The organism is Paraburkholderia sp. IMGN_8, assembly GCF_038050405.1.
Classification (GTDB): Bacteria; Pseudomonadota; Gammaproteobacteria; order Burkholderiales; family Burkholderiaceae; genus Paraburkholderia.
In genome coordinates, this window is sequence record NZ_CP150901.1 from 2,907,495 (window position 1) to 2,930,180 (window position 22,686).

The 22,686-nt window shown below is 60.0% G+C and carries 19 protein-coding genes; 5 read left to right on the forward strand and 14 right to left on the reverse strand.

Going from position 1 to position 22,686, the window contains the following annotated elements; translation table 11 throughout:
* Positions 1-444: 444 nt before the first annotated feature.
* The 3 genes from WN982_RS34265 to WN982_RS34275 all read left to right on the forward strand — a co-directional run bounded on the left by WN982_RS34265 (position 445) and on the right by WN982_RS34275 (position 3,016).
* Positions 445-2,178, forward strand: a complete 1,734-nt coding sequence (locus WN982_RS34265; protein WP_341316444.1) for a methyl-accepting chemotaxis protein — start codon at positions 445-447, stop codon at positions 2,176-2,178.
* Between the two features lie 12 nt (positions 2,179-2,190).
* Entirely contained in the window at positions 2,191-2,487 is a 297-nt protein-coding gene (locus WN982_RS34270) for a hypothetical protein (protein ID WP_341316445.1), read from the forward strand.
* A gap of 151 nt (positions 2,488-2,638) precedes the next feature.
* A complete protein-coding gene (locus WN982_RS34275; protein WP_341316446.1) occupies positions 2,639-3,016 on the forward strand; it encodes a hypothetical protein in 378 nt (125 codons plus the stop codon).
* Between the two features lie 154 nt (positions 3,017-3,170).
* Here WN982_RS34275 and WN982_RS34280 read toward each other — a convergent pair whose 3' ends face one another.
* Positions 3,171-4,022 (reverse strand): alpha/beta hydrolase, encoded by an 852-nt coding sequence (locus WN982_RS34280; protein ID WP_341319510.1) that lies wholly within the window; start codon positions 4,020-4,022, stop codon positions 3,171-3,173.
* 89 nt (positions 4,023-4,111) lie between these two features.
* On the opposite strand from WN982_RS34280, the gene WN982_RS34285 reads away from it, so the two are divergent.
* The gene (locus tag WN982_RS34285; protein ID WP_341316447.1) at positions 4,112-4,963 is read left to right on the forward strand and encodes a LysR substrate-binding domain-containing protein; all 852 of its coding nucleotides are present in this window, start codon (positions 4,112-4,114) and stop codon (positions 4,961-4,963) included.
* A gap of 53 nt (positions 4,964-5,016) precedes the next feature.
* On the opposite strand, the gene WN982_RS34290 is transcribed toward WN982_RS34285, so the two are convergent.
* The 10 genes from WN982_RS34290 to ugpC form a co-directional block, all read right to left on the reverse strand.
* Complete coding sequence (locus tag WN982_RS34290; RefSeq protein ID WP_341316448.1) at positions 5,017-6,642, reverse strand: methyl-accepting chemotaxis protein; 1,626 nt, start codon at positions 6,640-6,642, stop codon at positions 5,017-5,019.
* 110 nt (positions 6,643-6,752) lie between these two features.
* Positions 6,753-7,880: a porin gene (locus WN982_RS34295; protein WP_341316442.1), complete on the reverse strand. Its 1,128-nt coding sequence runs from the start codon at positions 7,878-7,880 to the stop codon at positions 6,753-6,755.
* A 164-nt stretch (positions 7,881-8,044) separates the two neighbouring features.
* A complete protein-coding gene (locus tag WN982_RS34300) occupies positions 8,045-8,719 on the reverse strand; it encodes a response regulator (protein WP_341316449.1) in 675 nt (224 codons plus the stop codon).
* Between the two features lie 211 nt (positions 8,720-8,930).
* Positions 8,931-9,944, reverse strand: a complete 1,014-nt coding sequence (locus tag WN982_RS34305) for an ABC transporter substrate-binding protein (RefSeq protein WP_341316443.1) — start codon at positions 9,942-9,944, stop codon at positions 8,931-8,933.
* A gap of 338 nt (positions 9,945-10,282) precedes the next feature.
* Positions 10,283-11,443, reverse strand: coding sequence for an arabinogalactan endo-1,4-beta-galactosidase (locus tag WN982_RS34310; protein WP_341316450.1), 1,161 nt, complete (start codon positions 11,441-11,443; stop codon positions 10,283-10,285).
* 154 nt (positions 11,444-11,597) lie between these two features.
* Positions 11,598-13,574 (reverse strand): beta-galactosidase, encoded by a 1,977-nt coding sequence (locus tag WN982_RS34315; protein ID WP_341316451.1) that lies wholly within the window; start codon positions 13,572-13,574, stop codon positions 11,598-11,600.
* Positions 13,575-13,619: 45 nt separating this feature from the next.
* A complete protein-coding gene (locus WN982_RS34320; protein ID WP_341316452.1) occupies positions 13,620-14,471 on the reverse strand; it encodes a carbohydrate ABC transporter permease in 852 nt (283 codons plus the stop codon).
* A 19-nt stretch (positions 14,472-14,490) separates the two neighbouring features.
* Positions 14,491-15,396: a sugar ABC transporter permease gene (locus tag WN982_RS34325; protein WP_341316453.1), complete on the reverse strand. Its 906-nt coding sequence runs from the start codon at positions 15,394-15,396 to the stop codon at positions 14,491-14,493.
* A 68-nt stretch (positions 15,397-15,464) separates the two neighbouring features.
* Positions 15,465-16,718, reverse strand: a complete 1,254-nt coding sequence (locus WN982_RS34330) for an extracellular solute-binding protein (RefSeq protein WP_341316454.1) — start codon at positions 16,716-16,718, stop codon at positions 15,465-15,467.
* Between the two features lie 85 nt (positions 16,719-16,803).
* On the reverse strand, positions 16,804-17,943 hold the full coding sequence (ugpC, locus tag WN982_RS34335) for a sn-glycerol-3-phosphate ABC transporter ATP-binding protein UgpC (protein ID WP_341316455.1): 1,140 nt from the start codon (positions 17,941-17,943) through the stop codon (positions 16,804-16,806).
* Positions 17,944-18,143: 200 nt separating this feature from the next.
* Here ugpC and WN982_RS34340 point away from each other — a divergent pair, with 200 nt between their 5' ends.
* On the forward strand, positions 18,144-19,163 hold the full coding sequence (locus WN982_RS34340) for a LacI family DNA-binding transcriptional regulator (protein ID WP_341316456.1): 1,020 nt from the start codon (positions 18,144-18,146) through the stop codon (positions 19,161-19,163).
* A gap of 25 nt (positions 19,164-19,188) precedes the next feature.
* Here WN982_RS34340 and WN982_RS34345 read toward each other — a convergent pair whose 3' ends face one another.
* The 3 genes from WN982_RS34345 to WN982_RS34355 all read right to left on the reverse strand — a co-directional run bounded on the left by WN982_RS34345 (position 19,189) and on the right by WN982_RS34355 (position 22,671).
* Positions 19,189-19,782, reverse strand: a complete 594-nt coding sequence (locus tag WN982_RS34345) for a PqiC family protein (RefSeq protein WP_341316457.1) — start codon at positions 19,780-19,782, stop codon at positions 19,189-19,191.
* Positions 19,782-21,323: an MlaD family protein gene (locus WN982_RS34350; protein ID WP_341319511.1), complete on the reverse strand. Its 1,542-nt coding sequence runs from the start codon at positions 21,321-21,323 to the stop codon at positions 19,782-19,784. Before WN982_RS34350 ends, WN982_RS34345 begins: the two co-directional genes overlap by 1 nt.
* A gap of 76 nt (positions 21,324-21,399) precedes the next feature.
* On the reverse strand, positions 21,400-22,671 hold the full coding sequence (locus tag WN982_RS34355) for a paraquat-inducible protein A (RefSeq protein ID WP_341316458.1): 1,272 nt from the start codon (positions 22,669-22,671) through the stop codon (positions 21,400-21,402).
* Positions 22,672-22,686 lie beyond the last annotated feature (15 nt).

A 22,686-nucleotide genomic window follows, 5' to 3' on the forward strand; every position in this document is an offset into this window, starting at 1 on the left:
TTCGACCTCAGGTTTCGGCCCTTTGCGCGGCCTTTCCGGACGCTCGCCGGCATACGACGAGCGTCCGCTACCAGATCGGTCAGCGGCGATCAAGCTTGCGCGAAGCGCGCCAGATTCACGATCCCAAAGGCGGCTTCGATGTCATTCCAGCCGCGGCTCTCTAATAGACGGCAATGGTTGTCGGTATTTCCCTACAACAAAATCAGCAATTCCTGCTTTGAGTGTTTTAGTGGAAAAGCGTATTTCAACCTGTAGCATTGACGATCTGCAGAAAGCTAAATTATGCTAAGCAAAATCTCAATAGATCTACGTTTTATATTTTTTACTTGATGACCGGCAATCGCCCCTTCAGTAGCAGCAAGTCCTGCCGTATACCCTTGGAGGTGTCGTGGCCCTGAACCCTTCCCGCACGACCTTGCATACCCAAGCTACGAAGGAAGCAACGTGAACAGCTTTGTACAAACAATCAAATTCAAGATCGTCTTCGCGTTCGGTGTATGCGTGACGCTCATAGCTGTCATTGGACTCTTCACGACATTAGGACTTTCCAGATTAAACTGGAACATGAGCAACTCCTATTCCGGCAATACTGTTCCAATTGCCGATCTAACAGACGTTCGTACGGCCGAGCTCAATGCACGCCTTATGCTGAGGCGCATTCAGGTATTCCGGGAGCCAACTAAAACGGCAGAATCCGTCTCTGCAATTCAAGCCGATTTTGAACGTCTCAATAAGTCGTGGAACCAATATTACCGGGGCGGCATATCCAGCGACAAGGAACGTGAGATCGCAGAGCGGATCAGAAGCGCCCTATCCCAGTTCACAGCAATAACGAACGAAGCGATAGCTGCTGCCAAAGCGGGCAATTTCGACACGGTCTCTTCTTCAATCGAAAAACTTTCCCCGGTATCCAGGTCATTGGATGACGCGGTGGACCAGGACACCACGCTCAATCTGGCTCAGGCCAAACAGTTTGCCGACGATAGCGAATCGACCTTCAGAACGATCCTCTGGATTGCTGTCACGCTTGTCGGCGTCGGCATCATCATCGCCATTGGTGCGTCCGTCTATCTGCTACGCGCGATCTCGAAGCCCCTCAACAAAGCCGTAGACGTTGCAAACCATATCGCGGCTGGAAAACTGGAAAATCAGATTACCGTGGATTCGCGAGGTGAGTTCGGCCAGCTTCTCGAAGCATTGAGGAAAATGGATCGGCAGCTCAGCGATACGGTGCGCGGGATCAAGGCCACCACTGAATCGGTCTCGGTGGCATCGCGGGAAATCGCTAGCGGCAACACCGATCTGTCGGCGCGGACGGAGGAACAGGCAGCGTCGCTTGAAGAAACCGCGGCAAGCATGACGCAGTTGACGGAAACGGTGAAGCAGAACGCCGACAATGCACGTCAGGCGAATGCACTGGCAACGCATGCCACCGATATCGCCGACGCAGGTAACGAGGCTGTCCAAGGCATGGTAGGAACGATTGAAAAGATCAGCAGCAGCTCAACCAAGATTTCGGAAATCACCGGTGTGATCGAAGGCATTGCCTTCCAGACGAATATCCTTGCACTGAATGCCGCCGTTGAAGCGGCCCGTGCTGGCGAACAGGGGCGCGGCTTTGCTGTCGTTGCCAGTGAGGTTCGCAGTCTGGCCCAACGCTCTGCCACCGCCGCGAAAGAGATCAAGGAGCTGATCGGCTCGTCCGTCGCCATGATTCAAGACGGGTCAAAACAGGCGTTCGAAGTTAGCTCGACCGTGGGGCAGGTCAAGCAGGCAATCAAGCAGGTCTCCGATATTGTCGGCGAGATCGCAGCAGCTTCTGAAGAACAGAGCCGCGGCATTGAACAGGTGAATCAGGCTGTCGGTCAAATGGATGAAGTGACGCAACAGAATGCCGCGCTCGTTGAACAGGCTGCGGCAGCCGCACAGTCACTCGAAGACCAGGCAACCAGGCTGACGGACGCAGTATCGGTATTCAACCTCGCCGACACGGGGCAATCTACGCCACGAGCGGTTATTCCGCAAAGCAAACCGCGCCCGTCCACCGCGAAGACTCCAACCACCCGTCGTACGGCACCGGCCAAACCGAAAACAGCTTCTCAATCAACCACCGCCACGACTAGCACCGGCATGACCGTCTCGGCGGATTCAAGTAGCGCCGACTGGGAAACGTTCTGAGGATTCATGGTTTTGAATAATCCTGACGCGCTTCTGCAATCACTGACTGATCTGTTGATGTCGAACGGCAAGGCCGTTTCCCGTTTCGGTGCACAGGTTGTGGTGATGAGAAAATTCATCGATGCCACGTTCCCACTCCTCACGGCAACTCAACGCGAGGAGATCGCGAAGGCATTTCGCCACGGGATTGAAGACACAATGTCGCTCATGGATGACCTACCCCTACCAGCCGAATATCACTCAACGCTGCTGGAACAGACCAATACCCTATTGAACATGCTGCAGACGACGAGCACAACTCGCCAGTAGCGCCCTTTCCGGAACCGCAAGATCGCACTGTCTCTCACGTTCTGGCATAGCTCCGGTCATCCACGGAGCGAGAACGTTCTAGCGTCGTGTTCGGTTCTCACGACGCCCTTTTTCATTTGCGGAATCGCCCGCATACAACACCTGTATCACAATGGACAGCACCACTTCGCCAACGAAATCCGAACTGTCCGCGCTTTCCGAAGCGTGCGCCACTTTTGACCCCTCACAAAGGGATCAGCGGATGGTCATTCGCCTCAAGGTCGTGCCAATGCTCACTCGTAAATTGGACGATCTGCGCGTCGCACTTCGCGCGAATGCGCACGACGAATCCACTCAGGCGATGATCGACGAAATTACGCGTGCGCTTAACCACGCCTGTGTCAGACTCGACTGTACTTTCAATTCAGCTACCGATGCCATTGGCTCCGCCGACGAAACCCGAATGGAAGCAATTCTGACCACCCTCGGAGCGCGCAAGAAGCCCGTGGCCAAAAGAAACCTCAAACTAGATTCGAATCCTGAAAAATAAGCATATCGAACGAAATTCGCTGCGAACTTCATCGTTGCAGGCAGATCATGGTGCAGGCACTTCTCCAGTCATCGCGCGAACGCGTGCCCGCGCCGAAGGCCTGGTCGACGGCTCTGATACCGATGAAGCCGATCGACTTCGACGATCGACGCGATCAGGCACTCGCGAAGGCGTGGACAAGCCGGTTGAATACCCCCGGATTCGCGACGTTCATCCCATGCGATGCGCCCGCAATGGTTTGTTTGTCCGCGTAATCGATCCAATCCGCGAGCTTTTCAACGTTGTTGCGAAACATGCGAGGGCTCTTTTGCCCCTCGATCAGCAACGTCCTGCACTTCACGTCACGCGCTGTGTCACGTGAGTACGCAGGCAAAGGATCGCGAAACTGCTTTGGAAGCGTGCCGGCGTTGTCGATCGCCATCGCGCGGAAACTGGGGGGACTTTTGCGCCAGAAGCCGGGCATGCTCACCGAGTCGACGAAAAGCTCCAGTCCGGCGTCAATCGCACCGCTTACAATCAGGTCGGCGGCTTTGGTGCGAAGTGCATTGGTCGCAGGTGGCAACGATGCTTCCGACATCCCATCGATTTGCAACGGGCCACCCGGATCCGCGAGCGTCAGCGTTTTCACCAACCGCGGATACTCGCGCGCCACGTGGAATGCCACGCACCCTCCTCGCGAGTGCCCGACCAGATGCACCGGCGCGAGGTCCATTGCAGCAATGAACTCGGCGAGTTCCGCGACGTGTGTCTCCCAGCCAAATTCTCCTTGAATGCAAGCCTCGGCCGCCGGCCAGTAATGGCTGAGGCTGACCGAGATGCAGAGGAAATGCTTCGAAAGGAAGGCTGTTTGACTGCTCCAATAGCGGTAATCGCAAAGCGATCCATGCACGAACAGCAACGGCTCTCCGGAACCGCAGGCCACATAGGGCACGCTAATGCCGGACGGGACGGTCACAAAGCACAACTCCGGGACTGCAAGGATTGAGGGGTCGGTTCGCGCATTCATACATTGGCTCCTTTCCCGCACTATGCACGACGCAGCCACCTAAGAAAATCGCGTAATATTGATGGTATCTATCGATTTATCTGATACCAATGAAGACCCTTGATCTCGACGTTCTGACGATGATTGTGGCTGTGGCCGACACGGGGAACATTAGTCGCGCGGCGGAAGTCGTCCATCGCTCGCAATCGGCGGTGAGCATGCAGATCAAGACGCTCGAAACCGCGCTCGGCAAGCCGCTTTTCGTGCGCAAGCCGAGAAGCGTTATCCCGACGCAAGACGGCGAGGTCCTGCTGGCGTTCGCGCGGCGTATGCTCGCGCTGCGCGAAGAAGCGTGGGCGGCGGTAGTCCGTCCCGACGTGACCGGTCGAGTCGTCATCGGCGTGCCCGACGACTACGCGTCGTCGCTGCTGCCGTCGATCCTCAAGAAATTTTCCGGCACATACCCGAAGGTCGAGATTCAGGTCGTCGGACTGCCGAGCGTCGCGCTCGCACCCATGGTGAAGGACGGATCGGTCGACCTGGTCTGCGGGACACGCGTAAAAGGCCTCTCGGGCGAGTTCATCCGACTCGAACCGATGGTCTGGGCCGCGGCGCCCAGCGCGCATGACATCTGGCGCGAGAGGCCGCTGCCAATTGCCGTGTTCCTGCCGGGCAGCGTCGCTCGAGAAAACGCGATCCGCAGTCTTGAACGGGCGAAGATCACCTATCGGACCTCTTACGAGAGCCCCAGCCTGCTAGGCCTTCTCAGCATGGTCGAAGCGGGACTCGCGGTAGCGCCGCTCGCGCGCTGTGCGGTTCCCCCTCACCTCACCTTGCTCGGCCATGCACAGGGCTTGCCCGAGATCGCCGCGCTGGAAGTCATACTTGCGCGAAGCGCGAAATCGAAGCGGCCGCCATGCGACTTTCTCGCCGAAAAAATCATGTCGGAACTGCGGCGCTAGTAGCAAAGTGCAGCGTGCCGAGATCAGATAGTGTTCGCTGTGGTCGGCTTTCGTCATGCGTGCACGGTTGACGGCTCGATCGCCATCCAGTCCTGCTGCAAGGGTTTCCCGGCAGACGGTTCGATTGTTTCACCCAGTCGGAACACTGCCACTGCATCGTCGAGCGCACGCGCCTGTTCTTCGAGCGACGCCGCAGCAGCAGCGGCCTGCTCGACCAGCGCAGCGTTCTGCTGGGTTGCGTTATCCATCTGCGTCACCGCACGATTAAGCTGATCGATGCCGCGTGACTGTTCTTCCGAGGCTACGCTGATTTCGCTGACAATGCCGGTTACGTTGCGGGCCGCCCTGACGATTTCGGCCATAGTCACGCCGGCGCGAGCCGCAAGTTCGCTGCCGTTCTGCACCTTCGCAACCGAATCGCCGATCAACTCTCTGATCTCTTTCGCCGCTGCTGCCGAACGTTGTGCGAGCGCGCGCACTTCGCCGGCAACGACGGCGAATCCGCGTCCCTCCTCGCCGGCGCGCGCAGCTTCGACCGCTGCATTCAGCGCGAGTATGTTGGTCTGGAATGCGATGCCCTCGATCGCGCCAATGATATCGACGATCCTCTTCGAGCTCGACGACATGTCCGCGATCACGTCGACAACCTGGCCTACCACGTCGCCCCCGCGCGCCGCGATCGCCGACGCGTTTTCCGCGAGCGTGCTGGCCTGCCGCGCATTGTCGGCATTTTGCCGGACCGTCGCAGTCAACTCTTCCATGCTCGATGCGGTCCCCTCCAGGGTCGCCGCCTGCTGCTCTGTGCGGGTCGACAGGTCGGTATTGCCGCTCGCGATCTCGCGCACCCCGTGCGTGATCGCCGCTGTCCCTTGCCGCACCTGGCTCACGGCAGCAGCCAGACTCGCCTGCATTCGCGCGAGCGCAGCCATCAGCCGGCCCATTTCGTTGGCACGCAGTGCGTGGACCGGACTCGTCAGGTCGCCGGCCGCGATGCGCTCGAAATGATGAATCGCAGAATCGATCGGCCGCACGATCGACGCGGTCAGCACAAAGCGCGCGAACAGGCCAAGCACTACAGCAGCAAAGCCGACCGACCCGAACAACCAGACCAGCAGATGGAAATGCCGTTGCGCCGACTCAAAGCGTGCTCTTTGCTGCTCTACCTGGAAATCCTCCAGCGCAAGCGTGGCATTCCTGTAGTCACTGAACACCGCGTCGGGCGCCTGCCGCTGCGTCGTGCGGAACGACATGAAATCGTTCTGGTCAAGCGCCGCGACTTCGGGGGAAATAACCTGCTTCATCAACTGGCCGCGCTTCGCGCGTAGCGCGTCGGTCAGCGCCTTTTCTGCGTCATTCGACGGCGGTTGCGCCATATAGGCAGCCAGCTCGCGCTCGCTGTCAACCAGTTCTGCATGCACGCGCGCGAGCACGGCGTCGGTAGGCTTACCTTGTGCCACGAGCGTTTCGTACGTACCGAGGTCGACCCGCACCTGCAACAGCGCTTCGCTACTGGCGTTGAGATGTCGCAAGGCGGCCGTCTCTTCGCTGTACATCCTGTCAAGCGCCGTATTGGCTGTTTTCAGACCGGCGATCGATGTTGCGATCACGAGCATCAGCGCTGCCGTGTAGCCGGCGATCGTGATCGTTAGAGCGGTCCGGATAGTGGTATTTCTGAACATGGCTGCCTTCCTCGATCCGCTGAACAGAAAAAACGGCCGGCGAACAGGTCCGCGGCCGCAAACAGGAGAACATCGATGAACGGAACCGCTGGGCGGTTCCGGTTTCCGGATCAGAAGCGCGTGCGCACGCCGGTGGTCAGCTCGAGCTGGTTGGTCGCGCCGAAGGTGCTCCCCACCGTATAACCGCCATGCAGCTTCATGTAGTCGCCGGCGAGATACACTTCGGTACGCTTGGACAGGTGATAGAAGACCGAACCGTACAAGGTTTCCTTGAAGCCGTTGTGGAGACCCGAGGTCGGATCGAACGCGCCGACGTTCGCGTTCGGAATATCGCCGCTGCTGTTGTACGCGGCGTTGTGCACGCGCATCTGCTGATAACCGAGTTCGTAATCGAGCGGACCCTTCGGCGACAGTTTGAGCGACACCGTCCAGGCGTTGTCCTGGCGCTGGCCGAGCGCGCCCTGGTTGCCCAGGTAGCGGAAGTAACCCGCGTTGGCGCGCAGAATGCCGAACGTGTAGTTGCCACCCACTGAGAACGACTGGTTGGTAAAGCCAACGCGGTTCACGTGGCTATAGAAGCCCGACACGTTGAACGGTCCGCCGTTGTAGCCGAGCGCAGCCTGATAGGTCGAGTTGGAGCCGAAGCTCGTCGAGTTGCCGAATGCGTAGCCTGCGCTGGCGAAGATACCGTTGCTGAACAGCTTCTTCCACGCCACGCCATTGCTATAGCGCGTACCGGTCGGGCCGGCCGCGTAGAAAATCATCTGCTTGAAGTTGTTCGAATTGGTAAAGCCACCTTCTTCCGTCGACAGTCTGGGGCTGCCATAGGCATCACCATAAATGGCTGCCGCGTCGCGGGCGATCGTGTTCTGGAAGCCTGCCGTGATCTTGCCGAACGTGTCGTTCTCGATACCGACCCATGCGTCACGGTCGAAAATCTGGCCCGGATCTTCCATCTGGCCGTTGGCGACCACGAATTCACTCTCCAGGCGGAAAATGATCTTCGAACCGCCGCCGATATCTTCCGCGCCCTTCAGGCCCCAGCGGCTGCCGCTGAACCACGGTTCGCCGTCGTTGCCCATGCCGATGACGTGATTGCCGTTCGCATCCGCGTGCGTCCGATAGGTCGGGAAGCTCAGGTCCATCAGGCCGTAAAGCTGGACGCTCGACTGTGCGTGCGCGCCGGTCGCGGCGAAGGCGCCGGCCGTGACGGCCATCGCCAGATACTTTTTCTTCAAGATCGTCTCCTCAGATTACTACATTGAAATTTTCGTTTTTGCTGCACGCTGCGACGGCCAACCGATGAGTGCAATCCTAGTTACCTCAATCCTTCACGCTCCTTTCCCGTCTCACCTGTACAACTAAGTGAAATCACTGATGTACGAGATTGAGCATGTTTCTGCTAGAACGTATCCTTGCTGCGCAGGATGTGGCCAAGACCACGCAATGTCATGATCTGCGCGCTCGACGTGCTGAGGTGCTTGCGCAAACGGTGGATATAGAGGTCGATGGCGTCCGCGCTCAGCTCGTCGCCGAAACCGGACATGCTCTCCATCAAGGCCGCCTTCGAGACCGTCTTGCCCTGTCTTGTTACCAGGGCCTCGAGAATGGTGTGCTCGCGGCGTCGTAACACCAGTGGCGTGTTGTCCAGAAGGAATACGCGCGTGGCGGCCAGGTACTGCAGGTTGCCGCAAACGAGGACGTCCGGCATGCCGCCCGATTGCCGGCGAATCAGCGTCTCGATACGCACGACCAGTTCACGTGCATCGAATGGCTTGACGACATAGTCGTCAGCACCCGCACTGAAGCAATCGAGCTTGTCGTCTGTCGAGCCATATGCCGTCAGCATCAGCACGGGCACCTTGTCGCCGCGATGGCGTAACCGTGCCAGCACTTCCTTTCCGTCCATGCGGGGCAGGCGGATGTCGAGCAGCACCGCGTCGTAGCGTTGCGCCGCGAGCACCACATCCGCACGTTCGCCGTCGGGGACGCAATCAACCGTGAAGTTCTGATTGCGCAGCAAGTTGATAATCCAGTGTGCGAGTTCAGCGTTGTCTTCCACGAGCAGCAGCTTCATCGCGTTTCCTCACTTGCGCGACGCACGGGCAAACCGTGGCGTCGAGGCTCATGGGCTCGACGTCCACATCCCGGGCGAACACGCGGCCGGCTTCACGCACGCACTGGAACGCATTGCCGACTACCATGAAGTTGCCGGTACGAAGGCGGTACCGGCATGGCATCTGGGTCAGACGGCACTCGACACGCAACAACGATCGGCAGGCGCCGGCTTATTTCCCACCGACAAACTCGTTGGTGTAGGTTTTCCCCAGCTCGATATGCTTGCCCTTGACCGACGGATTGAACGCCGACAACACCTTGAGCACGGTCGCCGGTCCATCCGCCGGCATCCTGCCGTCCGCCGTGTACATCGGCAGCGACGCCTTCAACGCGCTCACGTAGAGCGGCTTGTCCTTCTGATAGTCGTCGGGCATCTTCGCGGCGATTTCTTCCGCGCTATGCGTGTGGATGAACTGCATCGTGCGAACAAACGCGTGCGCGAGCTTCGCGGCTTCAGCCTTGTGCGAATCGGCCCAGGCCGCCTGCACATAGAGGCTCGACGCCGGGTAGGTGCCGCCCAACGCCGCCTTCGTGCCCTCGACCGAGCGCATATCGACCAGCACCTTGGCGTCACCGGACTTCTGCAGTGCCGATACCGTGGGCTCGGTCGTCATGCCCGCGTCGATCCGGCCTTGCTTGATCGCCGCGATGAAGCTGGCGTCAGCGCCCACCGGCAGCATCGTGTATTCGGTCGACTGGATGCCGTGCTGGCCCGCGAGGTATTGCGTGAGGAAACTGGTCGACGATCCGAGGCCCGTGACACCGAGCGTCTTGCCCTTGACGTCAGCCATCGATTTGATCGTATCCGCGGCCTTCGTCGAGACCAGCTCCACCTCGCCCGGCACCTGCCCGAACACCACAATCGCCTTGACGTCCTTGCCCTTGGTTTGCAGGTCGATCGTATGATCGTAGAAGCCGACGACCGCCTGGACCGCGCCGGCCAGCAGTTCGTTTTCAGCGTCGACGCCGGCCGGCTGCGACAGCAGCTCGACGTCGAGCCCTTCGTCCTTGAAATAGCCGAGCTGTTCGGTCAGGCGCGCTGGCAGGTAAATCAGCTTTGTGATGCCGCCCACCATGATGGTGATCTTGCCGCTGTCAGCCGCCGTCGCCTGTTGCGAGGCAAGGCCGAACAGCAGGCTGGAAGCGATGGCGATATGGCGCAGCGTGCGAAAGCTCGGGGTCATCGATTGTCTCCGTTATTGTCTGCGGCGGCGGAATGCCGCCTGTCTACATTGACGGAGCGATTCTAGGCGCGCGAATCCTTCCCTCGGCTTTCACGGAGGGCGATACGTAATACGGGATTTCCATTAGCAGCCGCTTGATTCGACCTCAGGTCCCGGCCCTTTGCGCGGCCTTTCCGGACGCTCGCCGGCATACGACGAACGTCCGCTACCAGATCGGTCAGCGGCGATCAAGCTTGAGGGAAGCGCCCGGATTCGCAAGCCGGACCCGGGCCTTCAACGCGGGATCAGTCAGAACGCAGGCCGCGGCCCGCGTCGAACAGCAGTTGAATCGCGAGGCGCTAGCGCTTGCGGAACGCGTCCAGCGACGACAACGCGTTCCCGTGGAAGTCGAACAGCGTGTTGTTGTCCCACTGATCGCCGGCGCCGAGTTTCCATCCGACGTTCGGAGTCGGTATCCATTCGGGTTCCCACCAGAACACGCCTTTGCCGTGGCCGCCGGGTATCGCCTGCACGATATCCGTCAGCGCGCCGAGAAACTGCGCCTGGCCGGCAGGCGTCTGCGGAAAGGTCACCGAGCCGGTGTTGGTCATCGCATTCGGTTCAGAATCGCCGTCGCTGGTTGTCCACGGATACGCGGTCTCGACGACGATCACGTCCTTGTCATAGCGCGTCGCGAGGTCGTTCGCATTGTTTTGCAGATCGCTGAGCGACCCCTGCCACTGCGGATAGTAGGACAGACCGATCACATCGAACGTGACGCCGCGCTGTATCGCACTATCGAACCACCAGCGGCTCGTCGCATTGTTTCCGCCGCTGTCGAGGTGCAGCATGACCTTGATCCGCTCATCGACCGATTTGACCGCATCGTGTCCTGCCTTCAGCAACTGCGCGAGGTTGTCCCATTGGTCGTACTTGCCGAGCGGCCACAACATACCGCCGGTGATTTCATTGCCGACTTGCACCCACTCCGGATGGACGCCCTCACTCCTAAGCATCTTGAGGACCCCCGACGTGTAGTCCGACAACAATGCGCAAGTTTGCGCGATATCCTTTCCGGCCCAATCATGCGGCGGAAACTGCTTGCCCGGATCGGCCCACCAGTCGCTGTAGTGGAAATCGATCAACACGCGCATGCCGAGTGCGGCAGCGCGGCGAGCCAGCACACGAACGTGCTCGGCGTTGTTGTATCCCGCGGCGGGACTCTGATCGGCCGGATAAAAGTTCGGATTGCCAGGGTCGTTCCACACCTTGATACGGATCGAGTCGACGCCGTGGCTCTTCAGAATCGCCAGGCAGTCGCGCGGCTCGCCGTGCTCGTAAAAGCGCGCGCCGTTCGCCTCCAGCTCGAGCAACGTCGACACGTCCGCACCCTTTGCGAACCGGTTGCCGCGCTCAAACGCATCAAGCTCACCGGCGACGGCCGGCGTGCCGACCGTTGCGCCGAGACCCGTGGCGGCCGCAGTTGACGCCAACCAGGACAGCATTTGCCTTCTGTTCATGTGTCATCCTCCATTTAATAAATGGCGGCTCATCGGGGGCCGCCCGCCCGAAAAATTGAAGCGCTTAAATTCGCGCCTCCGACAACCCCTTCTCAAACACGATTCACACGATTCAACCTGCCGACGGACGGGCGCAACGACCCGGCCGGCGGGCTCAAGCGCTGGTTCCTACGTCCTCCCACGCGCACACATCGCCGGTTTCAAGCTGCGACTGCCCGAGCACGAAAGTCGCATTCGCCGGCGCCGGAGCGTCGACCTGAGCCGTGCCGAAGTTGAACGCGAAGGTCAGGTTGCCACGCCGACGGATGCGCAAGCCCTCAGCAAGCACGTGCACCCGAATACCGGCGTCCGTCGCGACCTGCTCGAGAACGGCCCGATGCAATGCGTGCGACAACCACCCCGCCACATAGCGGACCCGTCCGTGCGCCAGGACCGCTGGCCATTCGTCGTCGAAATGCGCTTCGACGCGCGTCGCGCCGTTAGCGCGAACGTGCTCGCGCCAATGCACGGCAACCCCGTGCGTCCCGCCAATCGAAGTCGTAGGCCTGAGCGTCGGGCGCAGCGATTCGACTTCGAGCACCTGGATCGGCAGCACCCGTTGCAATGCGCCGGGCGCGAGGCCCGACGGAATGGCGAAGTTCTCCGTCTTCGAGCCACTTCTCGGACCGAATACCCATTGCGCCGAACTCCGTTCGATCTGCCCGATGAGCGCATCGTCGATCACCGCGATGCTCGGCACCACCACGAGCCGGTACTGCGATAGATCGGCTCGACTGGAGACGATGTCGACATCGAGGCCGAGTTCGCGCAGCGCCTCGTAGTAGTCGAATGCGAGCGTCTGATAGTCGAAGCTCTTGCCGTGCCGCTGGATCTCGAACATCCATTGCGTCTCGTAGTCGAACACGACCGCGGTCGCGGCGCGCGCCGGGGCACCGAGCGTTGACAGCGCCCTGGACGCGGCAATCTCGCGCGCCGCCTGCTGCACTTCGAGACCGCCTGGCGACAGTTCGTTGTTCGGCAGATTGAGTCCCGAGTGCATCTGTTCCTGCGCATACGGGCACTGGCGCCAGCGGAAATACGACACGAGTTCCGCGCCGTGCGCGAACGCCTCGTAGGCCCACAGCCTGACCATGCCCTTCGCAGGCACCGGATTCCACGGCGCCCAGTTCACCGGCCCTGCCTGCTGCTCCATGACCCAGAAGCGCCCGCCGCCGATCGCGCGGTACCGGTCATGATCGAACGCGGAAACGTCCGGATGCGCCGTGCGTGCATAAAGCGCCTTCTGCTCGTCTGGCAACGCGATGGACTCGGTTCGCGCAATCGGATAGCTGTCCCACGCGGCCACGTCGATGCTGTTGTCCGCGGCGAAGCGATAGTGATCGAACGTCGTGAAAAAGCCCATGAAGTTGTGCAGCAGATCCGCGTGCGGCGCGAGGCGCCACAGCACGTCGATTTGCTCGCGATGAAAACTCGCCACCTCGTCGGACATGAAGCGGCGAAAGTCGAGCAGATGGATCGGATTGGCGTCGGTGGGCGTCAGGTTCGGCAGGCCGATCGTGTCGAACGATGGATACTCCATGCTCCAGAAAACGTTGCCCCATGCTTCGTTCAAGCCGTGCACGGTTTCGTAGCGGCGTTGCAGCCAGGCCTGGAAACGCCGCAGCGCGGCGGGCGAATAACTCGGCACCGTTTCATGACAACCGAATTCGTTATCGGTTTGCCACGCGACGATCGACGCATGCCTGCCGTAACGTTCGGCCATGGCGGTCACGATCCGCAAACAGGCCTCGCGGTATGTCTCGCTGGAAATGTCGTAGTGCCGGCGCGACCCGAAGTTCCAGCGCGAGCCGTCCGCGCGCACCGGCAACACGTCCGGATGCGCGTCGATCAGCCACTTCGGCGGCGATGCGGTCGGCGTGCCCAGCACGAGCTTCAGTCCGGCGGCCGCGAGTATCTCGACGGCTTCGTCGAGCCACGCCCAAGCGAATTCGCCGGCGCGCGGCTCCATCCGGCTCCACGCGAATTCCGCGATCCGCACATGCGTGATGCCGAGTTCGGCCATACGCTTTGCGTCATCGGCCCACATCGAACGCGGCCATTGTTCCGGGTAGTAACAAACACCAAGTTGCATGAGAAAGTCTCGTTGATAGAAGACGAGAAGACGGCAAGCGGGCGATCAGCCCTTGCTTGCACCGAAAGTAAGGCCGGCAACGAAATGCTTCTGCATCGCGAAGAACATCAGTACGGAGGGCAACGCGGCGAGCACCGAGCCGGCGGCGACCAGATTCCACGCGGTAGTCCATTGCCCCTTGAGCGCGGCGACGCCCACCGTGATCGGCGCGGCCTCGTCGCCCTGGGTGAGGCACAGCGCCCAGAAGTAGTCGTTCCAGACAAACGTGAACACGAGGATGCCGAGCGCGGCGAGCGCGGGCCGGATCAGCGGCAGCACAATGCGCATGTAGATGGCCCATTCGCTCGCACCTTCCACGCGCGCGGCCTCGATCAGTTCGAACGGCAACTGCTTGATGAAATTGCGCAGAAACAGCGTGCAAAAACCCGTCTGGAACGACACATGAAAAATCACCAGCGCCCACACGCTATTGAACAGGCCCACTTTCAGCGCCAAGTCGCGCACCGGAATCATCAGGATCTGGATCGGCACGAAGTTGCCGGCGACAAAGGCGAACAGCACGGCGGTGTTGCCCGGGAACCGGTAGGTCGCGAGCGCGAAGCCCGCCATGGACGCCAGCACGATCGCGCCGATCACCGACGGCACGGTGATCAGCACACTGTTGGCGAAGTAGTGCAGCATCGGCGTTTGCGTGAGCGCCGTGCCGTAATTTTCGATGAGCGCGAAATGCTTCGGCCAGCCCCAGTAGTCGCCTTGCGACAGTTCGTCCGAGGAACGAATCGACGTGACGAGCACGGCCAGCATCGGCATCAGCCAGATCAGCAACGCAATGGGCAAGGATGCCTTGTAGAGCGTGCGATTGATCGGCTTCCAGCGTTCGACGGGAAGTGGATACATGAGAAGTGCCTCCCAGCAATCAACGTTCTTCGCGCAGCATGCGGCGCAAATGAAACACGATGTAGACGAGCATGATGGCGAACAGCACGACAGCAATCGCCGCGGAATAGCCTTCGCGGTAATACTTGATCGCCTGGTCGTACATGTAATAGGCCAGCACGGTGGAGCTATCGAACGGACCGCCGCCGCTCATGACGGCGATCAGGTCGAAGCTGCGCAGCGCGCCGATCACGGTGAGCACGACGGCCATAAAGGTGGCCGGCCGCAGTTGCGGCAGGATCACGTGCCACAGCAGACGCACGCCCTTCGCGCCTTCCATGCGCGCCGCCTCCACCACCTCCGGATTGATGCCCGTCAGGCCGGTCAGATACAGCACCATGCAGAACGGCGTCTGCGGCCACAGTGCGGCGAAGATGATCCCGAACGTCACCGTGTGCGCATCGCCGAGCACGGGAATGCCGTGCCCGACGATCAGGCGCAGCAGCCCGAAGCCCGGATCGTAAAACCAGCTGAAAACAAGACCGACCACGACACCCGAGAGCACGAACGGCGCGAAAAACAGCGACTTCACCGCACGCATGCCGCGGATATGCTGGTTCAGATACAACGCGAACAGCAAGCCGAGCGGCGGTGCAAGCAGGAACAACGCAAGCCAGATCAGGTTGTTTTTCAGCGCCGTATAGAACGTGTCGGAGTGAAACAGCTCGATGTAGTTGTCGAGTCCGGCGAAGGTCTTCGGCGTCATTCCGTCCCAGTTATAGAAGCTGAGCGAGATGCTGCTGATGATCGGATAGACCACGCACAGACAAAACAACGCACAACCCGGCAACAGAAAGAAAAACGCGGCGCGGTGCTGGTGACGGCGGGTCGTGGAGACGTGCCGGTGCTGGGCCGCCGGTAGGCGGCCCGCTGCGGGATGAGACATGATTGGCCTCGTCAGGGATCGAAGGCGAGCGTCAGTCGTCGAAATCTGGCTAACTGACGCTCACCGGCTTACTTCTTGTAGATGCGCTTGCGGGTCGCTTCGAGGCGCACGAGCAGCGCATCGATTTGCGAAGGATCGCTATAGAATTGCTGCATCGCCTTCATGCCTTCGTCGGCCATTTCCTTCGTCATGTCGCGATCGTAGAACTGCGCGATGCCGCCTTTGGTGTTGGCGAGCGTCTGGAATCCAACCTTCGAGATCGCATCTTCAGGCTCGGCCGCCTGGCTGTTGGACGGTAACGTGCCCCAGCCCTTCGCAAGATCCGCATTGATTTGCGGCTGCTCCATGAACGCCAACAGCTTGCGCGCATCGGCCTTGTTCTTCGCCTTCGCCGGGATCAACAGCACATTCACCGGCCCGTCTTCGGCCATCGGCACATTGGCATCGATCACGGGGAATCGGAAGTAGCCGGTCTCGGGTTTGACGGAGGCCGGGATGCTCGCCGAGAAGAACGTGCCCATCAGCATCATCGACGCCTTGCCGTTCACGAGAAACGGTGCGATCGAATCGAGATCGTAGGACAGCGCGTTATCAATGAAATAGCGATCGTCGATCAAGGTTTTCCACGCGGTATAGACCTTCTTCACGCGCGCATCGGTGTACGGAATCTCGCCGGCCATCAATTGCTGATGGAACGCGTTGCCGTTGATGCGCAGGTCGAGATAGTCGAACCACGCGGCAAGCGTCCAGCTATCGCGCGCGGCGACGGCGATCGGCGCGACGCCGCTTGCCTTCAGCTTCTTGCAGGCGTCGAGGAATTCTTCCCACGTCTTCGGTTCGCTCTTGATACCGGCCTTGTCGAACAGATCCTTGCGATAGAAGAACCCGTACGCGTCGTAGCCAAGCGGCGCTGCGTACTGCTTGCCCTTATAAGTGGACGCTTCCTTGACCGACGCATACTGCTGCGACCAGCCGTTCTTGTTCCAGTCCGGCGACAGGTCCTCGAGCAGACCACGCTGGGCGTAATACGCCATACGCTCGCCGTCGTGCCACGACACGACATCAGGCGGATCGGTGGCAAGCCAGCCGCCCATCTGCACCTTGTACGCCTCTTCAGTGATGTAGGTCACCTTGAGATCGGCATCGGGGTTGGCTTTCTTGAACTTGTCGAACGCGTCCTGCCAGGTCGAGCGCTGATTACCGCGCGCCGATACGTTGACCGCGAGCGTTGCGGCGTCGGCCGCGGCGCAAGAGAGCACGCCGGCAAGCACAGCGACCGCAGCGGATGCGTGAGCCAGACGGCGAAGGCGATGTGCAATCATCTTTTGTCTCCTTAACTACCTTGTTAGCTGACAGCGCACTGCCGTCAGACGATGTAATCCGAACTATGGCGGAGTTTGACTTTGATCAGGCCGCGACTCGCTCAGGCTCGAGCGCACTGCGCCGCAGTGCGATACCTTCGGCATCGAACAGGTGACATGCGGCGGCCGGAACGTGAATGCGGATGCGCTCGCCCGAACCGATCGGCGAATCGCCCGGCGCTTTTGCTACCAGCGTGCCGGCCGCATGTTCCGCGTGGATATAGCTGTGTTCGCCGAGCCGTTCCGATAGCACCGTGGCGCACTGAATGGACTGCTCGTCGCCATGAAGGCGCAGATGTTCCGGACGCACGCCGAGCGTGACCGGCTGACCGGGCTGCAGGCGCCGGCCGTCGACGTGCGCGGCCAGTCGTTCGCCGCTTTGCGCGAGCGACACCGTCACACTGCCCGCGCCGATCGAGTCGACCACGGCGTCGATGAAATTCATCCGCGGCGAACCGATGAAACCCGCCACAAAGCGCGACTTCGGATGGTGATACAACTCGAGCGGCGCGCCGGTCTGCGCAATGCTGCCGAAGCGCTCGGCATCCGCGCCCGCATGCAGCAGCACGATCCTGTCGGCGAGCGTCATGGCCTCGACCTGATCGTGCGTGACATACACCACACTCGCATTCGCAAAGCGCTGGTGCAGCCTGGCGATTTCAACGCGGGTCTGGCCACGCAGCGCTGCGTCGAGATTCGACAACGGCTCATCGAACAGGAACACGCCAGGCTCGCGCACAATCGCCCGGCCAATCGCGACGCGTTGCCGCTGTCCACCGGACAAGGCTTTCGGATGGCGATCGAGGAGCGTGTCCAACTGCAGAATGCGCGCGGCTTCGCGCACCTTCCGGTCGATGACGTCCTTGGGTTGCTTCGCGAGCTTCAGACCGAACGCCATGTTCTCGAACACGGTCATGTGCGGGAACAGCGCGTAGCTCTGGAACACCATCGCGACACCCCGCTCGGCGGCGGGCACGTCGTTCACGAGGCGCCCGCCAATGCGCAATTCGCCTTCGGTCAGGTCTTCGAGACCGGCGATCATTCTCAGCAAGGTCGACTTGCCGCAACCGGACGGCCCAAGAAAAACACAGAACTCGTGTTGCGCGATGTCCAGGTTGACACGCCGGATCACCGGCGGATGGTCGCCGTACGATTTCTGCACATTCGCGAGATGGATTGTGGCCATGCTGCCTCCGGATTTAAACGCTTAAATTTGTTTCAAAAATAATCGGCAAACCCTTGTGTGACAGGAGTTTAATCGCTTAAATTCGAGATTCGCGGAAGGACGCATGATTTTGTCTCCTGTGTGTTTGCATGAAACTTAGCAAACGTCACGAGATGTTTGCAACATTTGAATCGCATTCCCTGAATATGGGATAAAGAGAAATGGTCACCTTGTCCGAAGTCGCCAAACGCGCGCGGGTTACCGCTGCGACGGTTTCCAACGTTCTGCGCAATCGCGAAAAGGTCCGCCCGGAAACGGCGGAACGTGTATTGAGAGCGATCGCCGATCTCGGCTACCGGCCGAATCTGAACGCGCGTGCGCTGGCAGAGGGCCGCTCGTCGACTTTGGCGTTGATGTTGTCGAACATCTCGAACCCGTTCTATCCCGAGTTCGTGCTGGCGGCCGAGCGCGCGGCGCGCAAGGCAGGCCACTTCCTGATGGTGTGCAATACGGACGACGATGCGGAGATCGGCCGGGCCTACCTGAACCAGATCGCGGGAACGCTTGCCGACGGCGTCCTCGTCATGAACACGGATATCGCGATCAACGAGCTCTGCATTTCGGCGATGCAGAATGCGCCGATCCTGTTGACGATGTGGGAGCACCCTGAAACACCGCCTGCGCTGCCGTGCATCGCCGTGGACTTCGCGCATGCGGGCGCGCTTGCCGCCACGCATCTGCTCGAACTGGGCCATCGTGACATCGGCATGCTGATCGGCGACGGTTGCGGCGGCTTGCAGGACGCGCGCTCCAACGGCTTTCGCGCGGTGATGCGCGAGGCCGGGATCGAAACCGACGCTGCCGCGGTGCTGCAGATACGCGACTCGATCGACGCCGGCTACGCCGCCTGCATGCAACTGATGGCGAACAGGCCGCGGCTCACCGCGATCTTCGCGACCAACGATCTGCTCGCGATCGGCGCGGCCCAGGCCTTGATCACCCTTCGCCGTGCGGTGCCGGATGACGTGTCGGTCATCGGTATCACGGACATTCAACTGGCGCACCAGGTGCATCCAGCATTGACGACAGTGGCGATCCAGACCGCAGCGCTCGCCGAGCTGTCAGTCGATAGACTCATCCGCCTTATCGAGGCACCAGCGCAGCAGCCGTCGATGGTGATTGCTCCGCCGCCTGAGCTTGTCGTGCGTGCTTCGACGGGCCCGCGGCGCGCAGGAAATTGAGTCGCGTTCGGCAGGGAAGCCCGTTTCACTGCCGCATCGCTTTATTCGCCGCTACAGCGATATCGCTCGCCACGGACGCGAGCGCCCTACTGTGCGCGCTGACCAGGGCGTCATAGCCTGACCCGTTCACGACCTCGTGTACAACACTGTGTCCGCTGACCTGCTCCCCTCGTTTCGGCGGACGCACCGACCAGATGACGGCCAGCGTCACCGTACCGCTCGTCGACGAATCGAAGTTCTGGACGTCAACCGATATGCGGTAGGCGTTATCGTCCACACGTTGTGGATAACTGGACACGATCGCTCCCGGTATTAGCTGCGTGAGATCCGCAGCTAATACGCGTGAAATCTGACTCTTAAGGGGATCGGCCCAGCGAGCGAACTCATCAATCGACACGCGGTTCGCGTCCACCGTGGAGACTATTTGCGGCCGGTCAACCAGTTCCGGAACCGTCACCGGATCGATCGCGATCGCGACCGTGATCGGCTTGACGCCCGGCCGCTGCTCGACCACCTGGACAGGGCTCAACGTGTAGAACTTCGACGCCGGCGACGTTGCACATCCCGCGAAAAGACCCAGCACAATGATTGCCAAAGGTAACGATAGATATCGGCTCATCACTTGTCTCCGGTCTTGCCACGGATCAGCGCTTCTGGATGGAGTTGCAGATACTCCGCAAGCGAACGGATCGAGACTGCAGCCCGCGACAACTCGTGCATTGTTTCGGCGGTGCTTTGCTGCAACGGCGAGTCGCTTTGCAACGTGCGATTCGCTGACGTGAGCGCCTCGCGAGCCGCTGCCAGCGTAGCTTTTGCGTCAGGCGCCAAATCTGTGTTGATCGTGTTCAGCATCGTGTCCGCGTCACCGAGCGTTTTGCGCAGATCCTTGCTGATGCCCTCAAACGGAATCGCATTCAGCTTCGCGACGAGACTGGTGATGGAGTCTTGCAAGCCTTGCAGGTTGCCCGGCACCGTTGGCAGTTGCGGTGTCTTCTTACTCCAGTCCACGGTTGCCTTCGGCGCAGCAGGAAAGAAATCGATTGCGATATACAGTTGGCCGGTAAGAAGGCTCGCTGTCCTTAGCTGCGCCCGCAGGCCTTTCGATACCAGTGAGTTTGCAAACTCTCTTCGCTGCGACGCTACGTCCCCATTGTTGCCGCCCCAGTCGTCGCGCGAGATCAAGCGCTCGGGATAAATGCTCACCTCGACCGGGATGCTAAATTCCTTACTGGCTGGATCAAAGTGTGCACGGATCGCCGATACCTCGCCGATGACGATCCCTCTGAAGTCGATAGGCGCACCGACGGTCAACCCGCGCACAGACTCGTTAAAGTTCAGCACGTATTTGTCGACGATCGTGTCATGCTGCTTCATCGCCTCGGCCCGATCGACAAAAAGTTTGTACTGGTGCTGCGCGTCTGCTTCAACCTTGTTCGTTGTATCAGGTGGATTCTCGAATGCAAGGCCGCCAATCAGGATCGAGACCAATGATTCGGTGTTCACCTTCACACCGGTCGTATCCAAAGTCACATCAACGCCGCTCGCGTGCCAGAAGCGGGTGTCATTCGTTACGTACTTATCGTAAGGCGCATTGATAAAGACGTGCATGGTCATTCCCGCGCCGTCAGGGTCAAGTGCGTAGGAGACAATCTGACCGACCTGAAGCCGCCGGAAGAATATTGGCGAACCTATATCGAGTGAGCCAATGTTGCCGCTCCTAAGCACGAACTCTCGCCCGGGCGCGCCTGAGGCGAGGACTGGCGGCGACTCGAGTCCGACGAAATCGCGTCGCGCCTTTTGCGACGTACCGATGTCCATGCCGATGTGAGAACCCGATAACAGTGTGCTGATGCCCGATACGGTACCTCCTGCGATGCGCGGCCGAACGACCCAGAAGCGCGTATCGTCGACCAGCATGCTGGAAGCGTTGCGCGTCATTTCCGCGCTGGCAAGCACTGTCTTGTGGTCGTCAGAAAGTGCAAGACTTCTGATCACGCCAATATCGACATTCTTAAACTTGATCTTCGTCTTGCCAGCCTCGATACCCTCACCCGTGGCAAAGCTGATTGTGATGGTCGGGCCTTTTTGCATGATTGACTGCACCGCTAGCCAGCCGGCTATCAGGACAGCAACAAGTGGCACCACCCACACAAGCTGCATGCGCCACCTCGACTGTTTGACAGCAACAGCTGTCGGAAAGCTGGACGCATCCTGGCCATCTTTCTGTCCGGACAACTTATTCACTCTCTGGCTCCACTGCGTCCCAAATGAGTCGCGGATCGAATGACAACGCAGCGAACATTGTCAGCACGACTACCGCGCCGAACGCAATCGAACCAGGACCTGCGTCGATGGTGGCAACCGAACCGAATTGCACGAAGGCGACCAGGATAGTAATCACGTAGATATCAAGCATCGACCAACGGCCGACAAGCCCCACTAACCGATAAATACGCGTTCGTTTGTGCGGGATTAGAGAAGAACGCAGCTGAGTGCTCCACGCGAGATAGGCTAAGGACAGAATTTTGAGCATGGGCACCACGACGCTTGCGATGAAAACGATGGCTGCAAGCAACCACGACCCGGAGGTCCAGAGATAGGTAACGCCACTCAGGATCGTGTCGGATTGAGTACGGAATAAGGTGCTTGTGACCATGACCGGCAGGAGAATGGCGGGGATATAAAGGATCATGGCGGCGAACAGAAATGCCCAGGTGCGTGTGAGACTATCGTGCTTGCGCCGATGCAGCACTGCGCCACAACGTGGGCAGATTCCGGCATGAACGTGGGCGAAAAGCGGCTTTGAGATCAAGCCACAATCGTGACAAACGAACAGACCGGCGCGCGCGGCGGTCGCCATCGTGGCACTTGCTTTTACCGCGTGCGACACACCGCCGCCGCTTTGCGCTGAATCGATACGCGCCCATATATCACGCGGATTAAACGTAACGGCCACTGCCGCAAGCAGCACCATCACTGCCCCAAATGCCCAGATCGCGACGCCGGGGACGACTGTTGCGATGTGCTGGAGTTTGACGAGCGCGACCAGCATGCCGAGCATCAGCACTTCGATCATTCCCCATGGCGCAATGTGCCGCAGCACACGCAGAACAATTTCAGGTCTATGGGGAAAACCGCCGGCATGCAGCGGCAAGAGCAGATAGATCACAGCCGCTATGTTCAGCGATGGCATCAAAATCGTTGTCACGAAGACAAGGCCCGCGATGGGCCACATACCGTCTGCGTATAACGACGAAGCCGCCCCGAAAAGCGTGGTTTCGACCAGTGTTCCATTGACCCAGAGTCCAAAGATCGGAAAGCAGTTGGCAACCGCAAACAGAACTGCAGCGGCCAATGTGAGCGCTAATGCGCGATCGTGCGTTGTTGGCACGCTTCGGTAGAGCGTTGCACCGCATCGTTGGCATCTTGCGGTATCGCCCTCGACTAGCGGCGTCTCCCACTGGAGAAAATCGCATTCGTGGCACGCGATCAAGCTGGCTTTATTCATCTTCGGCATCCGCTT

Bases quoted from the DNA above. Each gene is read 5' to 3' on its own strand.
- WN982_RS34275 (WP_341316446.1), top strand. From the start codon at position 2,639: ATGGACAGCACCACTTCGCCAACGAAATCCGAACTGTCCGCGCTTTCC.
- WN982_RS34280 (WP_341319510.1), bottom strand. From the start codon at position 4,022: ATGAATGCGCGAACCGACCCCTCAATCCTTGCAGTCCCGGAGTTGTGC.
- WN982_RS34285 (WP_341316447.1), top strand. From the start codon at position 4,112: ATGAAGACCCTTGATCTCGACGTTCTGACGATGATTGTGGCTGTGGCC.
- WN982_RS34290 (WP_341316448.1), bottom strand. From the start codon at position 6,642: ATGTTCAGAAATACCACTATCCGGACCGCTCTAACGATCACGATCGCC.
- WN982_RS34300 (WP_341316449.1), bottom strand. From the start codon at position 8,719: ATGAAGCTGCTGCTCGTGGAAGACAACGCTGAACTCGCACACTGGATT.
- WN982_RS34305 (WP_341316443.1), bottom strand. From the start codon at position 9,944: ATGACCCCGAGCTTTCGCACGCTGCGCCATATCGCCATCGCTTCCAGC.
- WN982_RS34310 (WP_341316450.1), bottom strand. From the start codon at position 11,443: ATGAACAGAAGGCAAATGCTGTCCTGGTTGGCGTCAACTGCGGCCGCC.
- WN982_RS34315 (WP_341316451.1), bottom strand. From the start codon at position 13,574: ATGCAACTTGGTGTTTGTTACTACCCGGAACAATGGCCGCGTTCGATG.
- WN982_RS34320 (WP_341316452.1), bottom strand. From the start codon at position 14,471: ATGTATCCACTTCCCGTCGAACGCTGGAAGCCGATCAATCGCACGCTC.
- WN982_RS34325 (WP_341316453.1), bottom strand. From the start codon at position 15,396: ATGTCTCATCCCGCAGCGGGCCGCCTACCGGCGGCCCAGCACCGGCAC.
- WN982_RS34330 (WP_341316454.1), bottom strand. From the start codon at position 16,718: ATGATTGCACATCGCCTTCGCCGTCTGGCTCACGCATCCGCTGCGGTC.
- ugpC (WP_341316455.1), bottom strand. From the start codon at position 17,943: ATGGCCACAATCCATCTCGCGAATGTGCAGAAATCGTACGGCGACCAT.
- WN982_RS34340 (WP_341316456.1), top strand. From the start codon at position 18,144: ATGGTCACCTTGTCCGAAGTCGCCAAACGCGCGCGGGTTACCGCTGCG.
- WN982_RS34345 (WP_341316457.1), bottom strand. From the start codon at position 19,782: ATGAGCCGATATCTATCGTTACCTTTGGCAATCATTGTGCTGGGTCTT.
- WN982_RS34350 (WP_341319511.1), bottom strand. From the start codon at position 21,323: ATGCAGCTTGTGTGGGTGGTGCCACTTGTTGCTGTCCTGATAGCCGGC.
- WN982_RS34355 (WP_341316458.1), bottom strand. From the start codon at position 22,671: ATGAATAAAGCCAGCTTGATCGCGTGCCACGAATGCGATTTTCTCCAG.